This is a genomic window from Streptomyces sp. NPDC049627, assembly GCF_044465645.1.
Lineage (GTDB): Bacteria > Actinomycetota > Actinomycetes > Streptomycetales > Streptomycetaceae > Streptomyces.
The window spans coordinates 68327-82760 of the sequence record NZ_JBITLW010000003.1; the positions used below are offsets into that span (position 1 = coordinate 68327).

Below are 14434 nucleotides of genomic sequence, written 5' to 3' on the forward strand. Positions count from 1 at the left end.
GTCGGTTTGTACCGGGGGCGGGTGGACGCCTCGTGGGGGGCGCTGGTGGGGGTATTGCGGGCGGGCGCGATATTCTCGTAGACGTCGGCATACCACCCCCCCCCGGGGGGGGGGGGCCCGGGGGCCCCCCCGCCTCCCCCAGCCTTCCCCCCAACACCTCCCCCGCCTCCTGGAGCTGTCATGTCCTCGCCCTCCTGGTTCCGGTCGCCCAGACCGGCCCGGCGCGCCGGCCGCCGCCGCGCGGCGTTGATCCTGGGGCTGGCCCTGTCCATCGGCCTGCTTCCGCAATATGCGCCCACTGCCGCGGCAGACGGTGGCCTGACCAGGCCGAAGACCCAGACGAACCTGGACGACCCGGTCCGCGGCAGGAACGTCGAGCCCGAGGCCTTCACCAAGACCGACGAGGCCAGGAAGGCCGCCGTCCGGCACGCCGACGAGACGCACTGGCCCAAGGCGGGCAGCGCCGAGGTCGAGCTGTCCGGCAGAGCGGTCAAGGCCAAGGGCCTGCCGGTGACGGCCAAGGCGGTCGGGGGCGAGCGGGGTGCGGCCTCCCTGCGCGTCGAGGTGCTGAGCCACAAGAGGGCCCAGGCGGCGGGCATCGACGGTGTCCTGCTCACCGTCGCCCGCACGGACGGCGAGACGGCCGACGGCGCCGCCCGCGTCACCCTCGACTACTCCGACTTCGCGGGCGCCTACGGCGGCGGCTACGGCTCCCGCCTGCGTCTCGTGCAGTACCCGGCGTGTGTCCTGACGACACCGAAGAAGAAGGGCTGCTCGACACCGACGTACCTGAAGAGCAGCAACAACGCGGAGCGGCAGACTCTGACGGCGACCGTGAACGCCGACGGCGACACCTCCGGTCCCAGCACGCAGCTCCTCGAAGCGGCCACCGCCACCTCCTCCGCCACCGTCCTGGCCGCGACCGCCGGCAGCAGCGGTGACAACGGCGACTACAAGGCGACGAGCCTCAGCCCGTCCTCCGAGTGGAGCGTGGACACTTCGTCGGGCGCCTTCACGTGGAGCTACCCCCTGACCACCCCGCCCGTTCCCGGCGGCCTGAAGCCCTCTGCCGGCCTGAGCTACAACTCCCAGTCGATCGACGGCCAGACGGCGGCCACCAACAACCAGGGGTCGTGGATCGGCCAGGGCTTCACCTACGAGCCCGGCTACATCGAACGCAGCTACAAGCCGTGCGCCGACGACGGCCACGACGCCACCATCGGCGACCAGTGCTGGGCGTTCGACAACGCCACGCTCTCCCTGGCCGGCGGCGCGTCCGGCGAGCTCATCAAGGACGACACCACCGGCAAGTGGCGGATCAGCAACGACGACAACTCCAAGGTCGAGCGCCTGACCGGCACCACCAACGGTGACAACAACGGCGAGCACTGGAAGATCACCACCGCCGACGGCACCCAGTACTACTTCGGCCTGAACCGGCTGCCCGGCTACGCGAGCGGCAACGAGGAGACCGGCTCCACCTGGACCGTCCCGGTCTACGGAGACGACTCGGGCGAACCCTGCTACAACGCCACGTTCGCCGAGGCCTACTGCACACAGGCCTGGCGCTGGAACCTCGACCACGTGGTGGACCCGCACGGCGGCGTGACGTCGTTCTTCTACGGCAAGGAGACGAACTACTACACGCAGGGCCTGAAGACCACCGAGAACGGCAAGCCCTACATCCGCGGCGGCTACCTCAAGCGCATCGACTACGGCCAGCGCGCGGGCAGCGTGTACTCCACCAAGCCGGCCGCCCAGGTCGTCCTCACCACCGCCGAGCGCTGCATCGGCGCCCTGACCGACTGCTCCGCCGGCGCGCTGACGGACGCCACGGCCGCCGACTGGCCCGACGTCCCCTGGGACCAGAACTGCAAGGCCGACACCAAGTGCCCCGGCCAGAACTCGCCGACGTTCTGGACCCGCAAGAAGCTGACGAAGATCAGCACGCAGATCCGCACCGGCGACGCGACCTACTCGCCGGTCGACGAGTGGAGCCTCACCCACGTCTTCACCGACAACGGCGACGGCTCCAAGTCGCTGTGGCTCAGCCGCATCACCCACACCGGCAAGGCCGGCACCGACGTCTCCGTCCCCTCCGTCGAGCTGTACGGCACGCAACTGCCCAACCGCGTCGACGAGACCGGTGACAACCTCCAGCCGTTCTACCGCTTCCGTCTCTCCGCGGTGAAGAACGAGACCGGCGGCGTCCTCAACGTCAACTACGCCGACCGGCAGTGCACCACCGCCGCCCTCCCGGCCGAGGACTCGTCCAAGGTGCGCTGCTTCCCGGTGAAGTGGAACCCGCCGGGCGCGGCCGACCCGATCCTCGACTGGTTCCACAAGTACGTCGTCGACTCGGTGATCGAGACCGACCTCACCGGCGGCAACGCCGACCAGGTCACCAAGTACACCTACCTCGGCGACGCCGGCTGGCGGAAGGCCAAGCCCGACGGCATCACCAAGGCCGAGTACCGCACCTGGGGCGACTGGCGCGGCTACGGCAGGGTGCGGGTCGAGACCTCCGACGGAACCAACTCCGCCTCCAACACCAAGACCGAGCACGTCTTCTTCCGCGGCCTGGACGGGGACGTGGACAAGAACGGCACCACCCGCTCCGCCACGGTCACCGACTCGGGCGGGGTCGTCTACGACGACTCCGACTGGAAGGCGGGGTCCGAGCTCGAGACCCTCACCTACAACGGCTCCGACGTCACCCAGAAGTCGGTGACGGTGCCGTGGACCGCGGTGACCGCCACCCAGACCGAGGACTGGGGCACGCGCAGGGCCCGCTATGCAGCGACCGGTTCGACCGACACCTACGTGGCACTCGCGGTCGGCGGCTGGCGGCACACCAGGACGAGCACGACGTACGACGACGCCACCGGCCGGGGCATCCGGGTCGACGACGACGGCGAGGTCGGCGTCGCCGACAACCAGTGCACCCGCACCGAGTACGCCGACAACGCGGCCCTGAACATGTACGCGTACGTGTCGCGGGTGGAGAAGGTGGCGGTCGACTGCGCCACCACGCCCAGCCGCGCCACCCAGGTCATCTCCGACGAACTGACCTACTACGACGGCGCCACTGTGCTCGGCACGGCCCCCACCAAGGGTGACGTGACCACCACGAAGCGGCTGTCCGCACACGACGGCACCACGGCGACGTACCAGACGACCGCCGTGACGACGTACGACAGCTACGGCCGCCCGCTGGTGGTGAAGGACGCGGAGACGGCGTCGTCCTCGACGGCGTACACCTCCTCCACCACCTACACGGACACCTATGGCCTGGCGACGAAGTCGACGGTCACCAACCGGCTCGGCTGGACCATGTCGACGGAGTACGCGCCCCAGTGGGGCGTGCCCAGCGCGAAGGTGGAGCAGAACGGCAGGCGGACCGACCTCGCCTACGACGGTCTGGGACGCCTGGTCTCGGTCTGGCTGCCGGACCGGCCGAAGGCCTCCAGTTTCAGCCCGTCCCTCAAGTACGAGTACCTCGTGCGGGGCGACTCCGCCCCGACCGCCGTCCACACGCAGAAGATCGAGAGCGACGGGACGTCGTACGGCAGCGAGTGGTCCCTGTACGACGGCCTGCTCAGGCCCCGCCAGGCACAGACGGAAGGACCGGGCGGCGGCCGCATGGTCGCGGACACCCGGTACGACGGCTCCAACCGGGTGGTGCAGGTCAACGACACCTACTACGTCTCCGGCGCCCCCTCCGCGACACTCTTCCAGCCGGTCAACGCCGACCTCGACGGCCAGACGGTGACGGAGTACGACGGCGCGAGCCGGGCCGTCGCCTCGGTCTTCAAGGTGCAGGGCACGGAGAAGTACCGCACGACGTACGCGTACGGCGGCGACCGGGTCACCACCACACCGCCGACGGGTGGTGTGAAGTCCACGGTCGTGAGCGACGCCCGGGACCGTGCGGTGACCCGGATCGAGTACCCGGTCGGCGGCGCCGCGGTCACCACCACCTACGGCTACACGCCTGCGGGCCTGTTGTCGAAGGTGACGGACGACGCCGGGAACGAGTGGTCGTACAAGTACGACCAGCTGGGCCGCAGGAAGGAGGCGGTCGACCCCGACACGGGCACGTCCTCGTTCACCTACGACGCGCTGGACCGCCAGACCTCGATCACCCTCAACGGGGACAAGACCTCGACGAAGTACGACGAACTGGGCCGTGCGGTCTCGACCTGGCAGGGCGAGCCGGACACCGGCACCAAGCTGTCCGTGATCAAGTACGACACGGTGGCCAAGGGCGAGTTGTACGGCACCTACACGTACAAGAACGGAGCGGTCTACGCGTCGGTGACCCACCCGGTCCTCGACGCGAACAACGACTACAAGCCGACCTCGACGAAGTACTACCTGTCCAAGACGGCCGAACCGCAGCTGGGCGGCACCTACGAGTTCACCACCCAGTACAACCGGGACGTCACCGTCCAGGGGGTGGGCCTGCCGGCGGCGGGCGACCTGCCGGCGGAGGCGCTGTCGTACACGTACGACGAACTGCAGCGACCGGTCGGCGTCGGCACCTCGATCGGCGGCGGCAGCTACGTGACGGACGCCACGTACTCGCCGACGTCCAACCTGGAGCAGATCGAGCTGTCCACGGGGGCGACGGCCGCCCGGAAGACCTGGCTGACGAACAGGTACGAGGCGGGCACCGACCGCCTCCTCAACTCCCGTGTGGACGTGGAGGGTGCCGCCAGTGTCGCCTACGACGCGGACTACACGTACGACGCGGCCGGCAACATCCTCTCCATCGCGGACACCCCGAGCGGAGGCACCAAGGACGTCCAGTGCTTCGGCTACGACGGCCTGCGCCGCGTGACGAGCGCATGGACCTCGTCGGCGGCGACGAGCGGGGCCTCGGGCACGGGCGCCGCGGAGACCGCGTGTTCCTCCGGCGCGTCGTCCTCGACGGTCGGCGGCGTGTCCCCGTACTGGACGGAGTACGGCTACGACGCGATCGGCAACCGCACCAGCGAGACGCGACACGGGCTGAACGGGGCGGGGACGTCCGCGAGGACGTACACCTACGGCCAGGGTTCCGGCCCGAACGGGACGGACTCCGGCCCCCACACGGTCTCGAAGGTCGTGGAGAACACCGCGGCGACGAGCACGACCCCGGAGGTGACCTCCCAGAACACGTACACGTACGACGCCTCGGGCAACACCCGGTCCCGGGTCCTGGACGGCGACACCCAGTCGCTGGAGTGGGACAAGAGCGGTGAGCTGACCAAGGTCACGAACGCGGACGGGTCGGTGACGTCGTACACGTACGACGCCGTCTCGGGCGAGCGCATCGTGCGGGACACATCCGGTGAGAAGACGTTCTACATGCCGGGCATGGAGCTCCACCTGGACAAGTCCACGTCCGCGGTGACGGCGACCCGGTACTACTCCTTCAACGGTGTGACGGTCGCGATGCGGGAGGCGGACGGCGTCCACTTCCTGCTCTCGGACGACCAGGGCACGGCCGAGCTCGCCGTCGACCCGGCGACGGGCACCACCACACGGCGCCGCACGGACCCGTTCGGCCTCGCCCGTGACGACTCGACGTCGTCCCCGGCCGGCTGGGTCAACGACAAGGGCTTCGTGGGCGGCACGATCCAGCAGTCCACGGGCCTGACGACGCTCGGTGCACGCGAATACGACGCGGACACGGGCCGCTTCATCTCGGCCGACCCGATCATCGACTACAACGACCCGCAGCAGATCAACGGTTACGCCTACGCCAACAACAGCCCGGTCACCTTCAGCGATGCCACGGGCCTCAGGCTCGCGGACTGCGAGGGAGGCTGGCAGGAGTGCGGGCCGTGGCCGACCACTACCCCGGTCACCGACACCGGCGACGGCACCGGCGGCACGACCAAGGAAACCACCAGGACAACGGCTCAGGCCAAGGCGGACGAAGCCCGGGCCAAGGAGGACGCGGCCAAGAAGCGGGCCATCGCCATCGCCAAGGAACTCGGCGCGATCATCGCCGACGAACTGGGGATCACCGACGCGCTGGACTGCTTCACCACCGGGGCTCTCGGCTCGTGCGGAGCCACGGCGGTCAACGTCGTCACGTCGCTGATCGGCGGCGGCCCGCTCGGCCGGCTCATCGGGAAGTACGGCTGGCGCCTCGACAAGGCGACCGCCGTGGGCAAGCGGATCGTCGGGCTGGGCAAGAAGCTGTGGGACGACTTCAAGGACTGGCGGAGGAGCAAGAAGGCCGCTGACAAAGCGGCAGAGGCGGCCGAGGAATGCAACAGCTTCACGCCGGACACCAAGGTGCTGATGGCCGACGGGACTGCGAAGGACATCAAGGACGTCGACATCGGTGACAAGGTCCTTGCCACCGACCCGGAAACCGGCGAGACGAAGGTCGAGACGGTCACTGCCGAGATCAAGGGGCGGGGCCTGAAGCATCTCGTCAGGGTGACCGTCGACATCGACGGCAAGGAGGGCGGCAAGACCGCCTCCGTCACAGCCACTGACAAGCACCCGTTCTGGGTTCCGGAACTCGGGGAGTGGATCGACGCCACGGATCTGACGGCCGGGGAGCTGCTGCGCACCGACGTCGGCACCCAGGTGCAGATCACGGCAGTCGAGCGGTGGTCGGTCCTGGTCACCACGGTCCACAACCTCACTGTCAGCGACCTGCATACGTACTATGTGCTGGCGGGCGAGACGCCGGTTCTGGTTCACAACAGTGGCGGGTGCATTCCGGCCCTCCGGAATTGGAGCAGCCAGCGCTTCCAGTTCGGGAATCAGACCTTCCTTCTGGACAAGAAGGGAATGGAGCACATCCTCACTCGTCATCATCCGAAAATGTGGGACGGCTCGGTGAAGGCTCAGCAGTCTTTCTTCGACCCCAAGATGAGCGTTGCTGATGTTCAGGACGCGATCGGGCAGGTCATGCGCCAGAACAGAGACGCGCTCGTTCAGCGAGGAAGTAGGGGTATGTATCAGATCAAGGGAAACGTCAACGGAGTCGACTATGTTCTCGGCATGAATCGAGGCCGAGTCGGACAGTTCTATCCTGTTGCTCCCTGACACGAGGAATCGCGGCGTGATCGAGATCGAGACGTACCTGAGGGACTCGGACGGCAAGTTCGTGCAGGTCGATGCCTGTGCTGCTCGCCCGGCTGACGCCGACTACGTCGAGGGTGCGATGCGCATCGCCATCCACGGAGTTGAGGTCATCGGGATCAAGGAATGGGATTATGTTGACCAGTTGTGGGCATACGTCGCCAGCATGATCCCGCAACTCTCGGCCACGGGGTACGCGTCGACTTATTTTCCGGACCAGCCGATTGAGCTCTCTTTCCAGCGGCAAGGGTCACAGGTTCTCGTTTCGGTGAAATCGGGCAATGACGTGAAGAAGGCGGGCGTTTCGATGCCTGATTTCTTGGTGTCGCTGAAGGGCGCGGGAGCGGCGTTCTTCGACAAGATGTCGGAGCTTCTTCCGGAGAACGCGGACTCCTATCGCGAGTCTCGTCGCGAATTGTTGTCGTGAATTGATTCGATACTGAGAGGCCCCGCCGGAGTCGGTTCTGGCGGGGCCTCTCGCCTTTTGACGGGGTCGTTGCGGCTGCGGCAGCGTTCCGCCCGGGCGGCGACTCCGCGGACGCGGCGGACAGGATGCCTCCTGGGGCGCGTGAGCCCCGGGTGTGCCGACTGTGGTGATCTCACCCCCCTCTCGTGAACGTCCTGCGCCGCACGCCCAACACCCCCGTCCCCGCGTGATAGGGAAACCCCTACGGCCTGAACTCGCCGGTAACGAAGTCCTTGTCCGCACCCCCCTCGTGCGTGAGAATGCGCATGACAAAAACGCGGGTGGCCGGAAATTCTTCGGTCACCCCTCTTCGTATGAGGGGACCCCCACATGAGAAAACCTCTCGGCGCCGCCCTCCTCGCCCTGGCGATAGCCGGGGCCGGTGCCGCCCCCGCGATCGCGGCTCCCGTGGACACCGCCGGTTCGTTCGGCAAGGGCGTGGACACGGAGACGGCTGTGTCGACCGTGCGGGACGCCGTCACGTCCACCACGGAGAGCCTCAGCCGGACCCTGAACCCCACGGTTCAGGCCGTCGACTTCGCGGGAACCGTCTCGCTCAGCAACTGTTCCGGCTCCGTCGTCCGCTTCCCGGACACGGAGGACAACGACCCGGCGCTGGTGATGTCCAACGGGCACTGCCTGGAGACCGGCATGCCGGGGCCCGGTGAGGTCGTCGTCGACCGGGCCTCCAGCCGGACCTTCGGACTGCTCAACTCGTCCGGTTCCCGGATCGGCACGCTGCGCGCCAGCAAGATCGCCTACGGGACGATGACCGACACGGACGTGTCGATCTATCAGCTCACCAGCACCTACGCGCAGATCAAGAGCAGGTACGGCATCAGCGCGCTCACCGTGGCCGACACCCACCCGGTCGCCGGTACCGCCATCACCGTCGCCTCCGGTTACTGGAAGCGGCTGTACAACTGCAACATCGACGGGTTCGCCTACCAGCTCAAGGAAGGCGACTGGACCTTCAAGGACTCGGTCCGCTACACCTCCGCCTGCAACACCATCGGCGGCACCTCCGGCTCCCCCGTCATCGACCAGGCCACCAAGCGGGTCGTCGCCGTCAACAACACCGGCAACGAGGACGGCGAGCGCTGCACGGTCAACAACCCGTGCGAGGTCGACGAGAGCGGCAACGTCACCGTCCGCCAGGGCATCAACTACGCCCAGGAGACCTACCAGATCCCCGCCTGCTTCGGCGTCGACAACAAGCTCGACCTGAGCGCGAGCGGATGCGTCCTGCCCAAGCCGTAACCGGCTACGCGGTATACGCGGTTCCACGGATCGCCCGTCCCGCCAGTACGTCCGTCCGGCGGCCGTCCTCGATCACGAAACGGCCGTCGATCAGGACGTACGGGACGCCCGTCGGTAGCGTGCGCGGCTTCTCGAACGTGGAGCCCGCCGCTACCGTCTCCGGGTCGAAGAGGACCAGGTCCGCCCGGTGGCCCTCGCGGACCAGCCCGCGGTCCGGCAACCGCAGCCGGGCCGCCGGGCGGCCGGTCAGATGGGCCACGCACTCCTCCAGGGACAGCACTCCCAACTCCCTGACGTACCGGCCGAGATAGTGCGGGAACGTGCCGTACGCCCGCGGATGCGGCTTGGCGCCCTGCAGGATGCCGTCCGAGCCGCCCGTGTGGACGCGATGCCGCATGATCTCCCGGACGTTCTCCTCGTGGCCGACGTGCTGGAGGATCGACGGGGCGAGCCGGTCGTCGAGGAGCAGACGGCGGGCGGTCGTCCAGGGGGCCTCGCCGCGAAGGTCCGCGGACTGCCGGATCGTACGGCCGACGAAGTCGCCCAGCGCCGGATCGCCCACGCCCGAGATCTCGATCGTGTCCCACTCGATGGGCACCCCGTGGCAGCCGTCCGCGCCGATGACCTCCAGGTGATGGCGGATGCGTTCGGCCGTCTCCTCGTCCGCCAGGCGGGCCAGGATCGCCTCCGGGCCGCCCTCGCTCGCCCAGCTCGGCAGCATGGCGACGAGCGTCGTGCAGCCGGGGGTGTAGGGGTAGGTGTCGAGCGTGATGTCGGCCCCCGACTCCAGGGCCTCGTCCAGCAGTTTCAGCAACTCCGGGGCGCGGCCCTTGTTCACCCCGAAGTTCATCGTGGCGTGGGCGAGATGGAGGGGGCAGCCGGCCTGTCTCGTCAGTGCCACCATCTCCGCGTACGCCTCCAGGGCCCCGGCCCCGTACGAGCGGTGGTGCGGGCAGTAGTAGCCGCCGTACGACGCCACCACCCGGCACAGTTCCGTCAGTTCGGCGTCCTCGGCGTACATGCCGGGCGTGTACGTCAGCCCGGACGACATGCCGACCGCGCCCTGCTCCATGCCCTGCGCGACCAACTGCCGCATCCGGTCGAGCTCGTCCGGCGTCGCCTTCCGGTCCTCCCAGCCGACGGCGAGCGCGCGGACCGTCCCCTGGGGGATGAGGTACGCCGCGTTCACGGCGATGCCCCGGCCCTCGAAACCGGCGTCGAGACGGTCCAGGTACTCGCCCACCGACCGCCAGTCGAAGTCGATGTCGTCGCCGGAGCCGTTCCAGCCGGTGATCGCCCGGCGGACCTCGGCGAGCGTACGGTCGTCGACGGGGGCGTACGACAGCCCGTCCTGGCCGATGACTTCGAGGGTGACCCCCTGCGCGGCCTTCGCGCTGTGGTCGGGGTCCCGCAGCAGCGCCAGGTCGCTGTGGGCGTGCATGTCGATGAAGCCGGGGGAGAGGACCAGGCCCTCGGCGTCCAGTTCGCGCCGCGCCTTCGGCCGCTGGCAGCCGGCCGCGGCCGCCTCCTGGACGATCGACACGATCCGGCCGCCGTCCACCACCACATCGGCGCGGTACGACGGACCGCCGCTGCCGTCGACGACCTCCGCGTCCCGGATCACGAGCTCTTCCACGACCGTCCCCTCCTAGAAGAACGTGCGGATGTAGTCGACGACCGTCCCGTCCGCCTCCGCGAGGGGGATCAGCGGCCACTTGTCGAACGACGTGCACGGGTGGGACAGCCCCATCCCGAGCCAGTCCCCGACCTCCAGGTCCGCCTCCTCGGTCGTGCGCAGCCACGCGTGCTGGTCGGACAGAGCGGTCACCGAGATGCCGGTGGCCGGGCGCTCGGCACCGTCCCGGCGCACCACCTGCGCGAACGGCAGATCGAGGTCGTACGCCGCGTCCCGCTTGCCCGCGTTGACGAAGGCCTGCTCGGGGGAGGGGCGCGAGACCACCTGGGCCCAGAGGCGGAAGGCGGGTTCGAGGGCGCCTTCCTGCGGGACCCGGTTGAAGGGCGTGAGCTTGCGGTAGTGGCCGTCGTCGTGCGAGACGTAAGCGCCCGAGCGCAGCAACTTCAGTACGGGCAGGGAGAGTCCGGGGATCTCGGCGAACACCTCCGCCACGGCGTCGAACCACGCGCTGCCACCGGCGCTGACGACGATCTCGTCGAGGCCCGGCCCCGCGAACCGCCCCGCCTTGTCGAAGTCGACGGCGAGAGCGACCAGCCGCCGCAGCCACGCGTGCACGCGCTCGGGCGTGGCCTGCGGGACCTCGCCCTCGTACCCCGCGACCCCGACCAGCCGCAGCGTGGACGCGCCCGCCACCGCGTCCGCGACCGCCGCGCACTCGGCATCCGTGCGGACACCGGTACGGGCGCCCTCGCCGGCGGCGAGCTCGACGACCACGTCCAGCGCACGCACCGAGCCCCGCAGGGCCGTGTCCATCAGCTCGACGCCGCGCACGGAGTCGACGTAGCAAACGAAGTGGAAGTCCGGATCGGCGGCCAGCTCGCCGGCGATCCAGCGCAGGGCGGCCGGGTCCACCAGCTCGTTGGCGAGGAAGACCCGCTGGACGCCGTACGCCCGCGCGACCCGGACCTGGTGCGGCACCGCGAGCGTGATGCCCCACGCCCCGTGCTCGATCTGCCGCTGGAACAGCTGCGGGGCCATGGAGGTCTTGCCGTGCGGGGCGAAGGCGAGGCCGTGGCGGGCGGCGTACGTCTCCATGAGGTCGAGGTTGTGCTCCAGGCGCTCGGCGGAAAGCGCGAGGACGGGCGTGGCGAAGCCGCCGGTGAAGAGGTTGCGGCGCTGGGCGGCCAGCTCGGCGACGGTCAGGCCGTCGGCGTCCGGGGGGAGGCCCTTGAAGCGGTGGTCGACGCGTTCCTCTGCGAGGCGGGCGAGGGCTTCTGAGGGGCTGTCGGCTGTCATGGAGCCTCCCTGATCTGGGCGGTTGCACTTATTGCAACGCTCATTGCGTATATCGCTCACTGCTGTCTAACATCTCGGCCGACGCGGGGTCAACGAAAACCGCGTCCCGCGAAGACGCCGAGGAGCTACGACGATCGTGACTGTCACCGGACCCTGCAATGCCCCCGACGTCGTGGACGTCGTCGCGCTCGGCGAGTCCATGGTCACGTTCCTGCCGTCCCGGCCGGGGCGCCTCGCCGATGTGCCGTCGTTCGAGCGGGGGATCGGGGGCGCGGAGTCGAACCTCGCGTGCGGGCTCGCTGCCGCGGGGCACGCGGTGCGGTGGGTCAGCCGGGTCGGCGCGGACGGGTTCGGCGACCACCTGGTGGAGACGATCGGGGACTACGGCGTCGACGTCTCGGCCGTCCGCCGGGATCCGCTGCGCCCGACGGGGGTGTACTTCCGCACGGCCGGTGAGCGGGGGACGGACGCGCATGAGGTGGCGTATTACCGGGCGGGGTCGGCGGCGTCGGCGATGTCTGTCGAGAACGTGGACCTGGGGGCGGTGCGGGCGGGGCGGGTGCTGCATCTGTCGGGGATCACGGCGGCGTTGTCGGAGGGGTGTCTGGGGCTGCTGCGGGAGCTGACCGCTGAGGGGAAGGGGGGTCCGCTGATCTCCTTCGACGTCAACTACCGCCCCGGACTGTGGCGGGACGCGGACGGCCCGGCTGTGCTGCTGGAGCTGGCGCGCGCCTGCGACCTGGTGTTCGTGGGCGCCGACGAGGCCGAGGCGGCTTGGGGGGTCACCGGCGGGCCGGAGGCGATACGGGCGCTGCTGCCGGAGCCGGGGGTACTGGTGGTGAAGCGAGGAGGAGTGGGGGCTACAGCATTCGTGTCGGCTGCGGGTGGTGGTCGGCTGGTCGCGCAGTTCCCCGCGCCCCTGGGTGGGAGCAGTCACGCCGGTCCAGCAGCTGACCCAGCTGCGGGCAGTCGTGCCGCTGGGGCGATGGGGGTCCCCCCGCTCGAGCGAAGCCGAGAGTGGGGGAGGGTGGGCGCAGCGGCACCCCGCCGGCGCGGGCGAGCGACACCCACCCCCGCCCAGCCCCAGCCGACGTCCACCTTCGTACCCGCCCTCCAAGTAACCCCCGTAGCAACCGTCGGCGCCGGTGACGCCTTCGCCGCCGGATTCCTGTCCGCCACCCTGCGCGGCCTGCCCTCGCGGGAGCGCCTGCGCCACGCCCACCTCTGGGCGGCAGCCGCCCTCACCGCCCCCGGTGACCTCGCCCCACCCCCCACCCGCGACACCGCCGACCGCCTGGTCGCCCTCGACGACGCCGCGTGGGAGAAACTTCGACTCGGCCCCGGCTGGACGCAAGCCGCTCACAGGGCCGACGAGGAGGTACGTACGCCATGAGCCAGACCGTCGACCGCGCGCTCAGCATCCTGCCGCTGCTCGCCGAGGGCCCCGCCGACCTCGGCCAGGTCGCCGACCGCCTAGGCGTCCACAAATCCACGGCGCTCCGCCTCCTGCGCACCCTCCACGAGCACGGCATGGTCTACCGCCAGTCCGACCAGCGCTACCGCCTCGGCGCCCGTCTCATCGCGCTCGCCCAGGAGGCGATGGAGAACCTCGACATCCGCGAGATCGCCCACGCCCACCTCGTCCGCCTGAACGAGCAGTGCGGCCACACCGTGCACCTCGCCGTGTACGAGGAGAACGAGGTGCTCTACATCGACAAGGTGGAGAGCCGCTACCCGGTGCGGATGTACTCCCGTATCGGCAAACCGGTCGCCATCACCGTCGCCGCCGTCGCCAAGCTGCTGCTCGCCGACCTGCCCGAGCACGAGCGCCGCGCCCTCGCCGACAAGCTCGACTACCCCATGTACACAGCCCGCTCCACCCCCAACGCCCCGGCTTTCCTGCGGGAGTTGGACAAGGTCCGCGAACAGGGCTGGGCCACCGACCTCGGCGGCCACGAGGAGTCCATCAACTGCGTCGCCGCACCGATCCGCGGCGCCGACGGCCGGGTCGTCGCCGCGATGTCGGTCTCCGCGCCGAACGTCGTCGTCACCGCCGACGAACTCCTCACCCTGCTCCCGCTGGTGCGCCGTACGGCGGACGACATCAGCGGCGAGTACTCCGGCAGAACCTCAGCGAAGGGCACCACCGTATGACCGAGAAGATCGCACTCACTCCCAAGACCCACACCACTCCGCCCGCCAAGTTCTCGCACGGCGTCAAGAAGGGGAACATCCTCCAGGTCGCCGGCCAGGTCGGCTTCCTCCCCGCGGTCGAGGGACAGCCCCCGACGCCCGCCGGCCCCACCCTGCGCGAGCAGACCCTCCAGACCCTCGCCAACGTCAAGGCGATCCTGGAGGAGGGCGGCGCCTCCTGGGACGACGTGATGATGATCCGCGTCTATCTGACGGACGTCGCCCACTTCGCCGAGATGAACGAGATCTACAACGCCTACTTCGAGGCGGCGGGCCTCACCCAGCCGCCCGCCGCCCGGACCACGGTCTACGTCGGCCTGCCCGCGGGTCTTCTCATCGAGATCGACGCGCTCGCCGTACTCGGCTGACTCTCTCTCAACTCCCGCATGCCGTAGCCGGTTCGGCGCCCGACATCCCCCGGGGCGCCGAACCGCGATCCCCCCTGCCCGGCTGTGCCTTCCGGGGGGAGACCCCCAGACCCCCTGTGTATG

Annotated in this window: 8 protein-coding genes; 6 read left to right on the top strand and 2 right to left on the bottom strand. The window is 69.5% G+C overall.

The window, feature by feature from the left end:
- The first annotated feature begins 180 nt into the window (after window positions 1–180).
- The 3 genes from ACIBU0_RS09460 (at window position 181) to ACIBU0_RS09470 (ending at window position 8818) form a co-directional block, all read left to right on the top strand.
- Window positions 181–7056: a polymorphic toxin-type HINT domain-containing protein gene (locus tag ACIBU0_RS09460; protein WP_398814191.1), complete on the top strand. Its 6876-nt coding sequence runs from the start codon at window positions 181–183 to the stop codon at window positions 7054–7056.
- Between the two features lie 16 nt (window positions 7057–7072).
- Window positions 7073–7519: a hypothetical protein gene (locus tag ACIBU0_RS09465; protein WP_398814194.1), complete on the top strand. Its 447-nt coding sequence runs from the start codon at window positions 7073–7075 to the stop codon at window positions 7517–7519.
- A gap of 369 nt (window positions 7520–7888) precedes the next feature.
- Entirely contained in the window at window positions 7889–8818 is a 930-nt protein-coding gene (locus ACIBU0_RS09470) for a serine protease (protein ID WP_398814197.1), read from the top strand.
- Window positions 8819–8822: 4 nt separating this feature from the next.
- Here ACIBU0_RS09470 and ACIBU0_RS09475 read toward each other — a convergent pair whose 3' ends face one another.
- Both ACIBU0_RS09475 and ACIBU0_RS09480 read right to left on the bottom strand, forming a co-directional pair.
- Entirely contained in the window at window positions 8823–10454 is a 1632-nt protein-coding gene (locus ACIBU0_RS09475) for an amidohydrolase family protein (protein WP_398814200.1), read from the bottom strand.
- A gap of 12 nt (window positions 10455–10466) precedes the next feature.
- Window positions 10467–11750, bottom strand: coding sequence for an amino acid deaminase (locus ACIBU0_RS09480; RefSeq protein WP_398814203.1), 1284 nt, complete (start codon window positions 11748–11750; stop codon window positions 10467–10469).
- 136 nt (window positions 11751–11886) lie between these two features.
- Here ACIBU0_RS09480 and ACIBU0_RS09485 point away from each other — a divergent pair, with 136 nt between their 5' ends.
- From ACIBU0_RS09485 to ACIBU0_RS09495, 3 genes are read left to right on the top strand one after another with little or no spacing between them, the layout of a single operon-like run.
- Window positions 11887–13143 carry a sugar kinase gene (locus ACIBU0_RS09485; RefSeq protein ID WP_398814206.1) on the top strand — a complete coding sequence of 419 codons (1257 nt, stop codon included), beginning with the start codon at window positions 11887–11889 and terminating at the stop codon, window positions 13141–13143.
- Window positions 13140–13904 carry an IclR family transcriptional regulator gene (locus ACIBU0_RS09490; protein WP_398814208.1) on the top strand — a complete coding sequence of 255 codons (765 nt, stop codon included), beginning with the start codon at window positions 13140–13142 and terminating at the stop codon, window positions 13902–13904. Before ACIBU0_RS09485 ends, ACIBU0_RS09490 begins: the two co-directional genes overlap by 4 nt.
- On the top strand, window positions 13901–14311 hold the full coding sequence (locus tag ACIBU0_RS09495) for a RidA family protein (RefSeq protein WP_398814211.1): 411 nt from the start codon (window positions 13901–13903) through the stop codon (window positions 14309–14311). The genes ACIBU0_RS09490 and ACIBU0_RS09495 overlap by 4 nt, the downstream gene beginning before the upstream one ends.
- The last annotated feature ends 123 nt before the right edge of the window (window positions 14312–14434 follow it).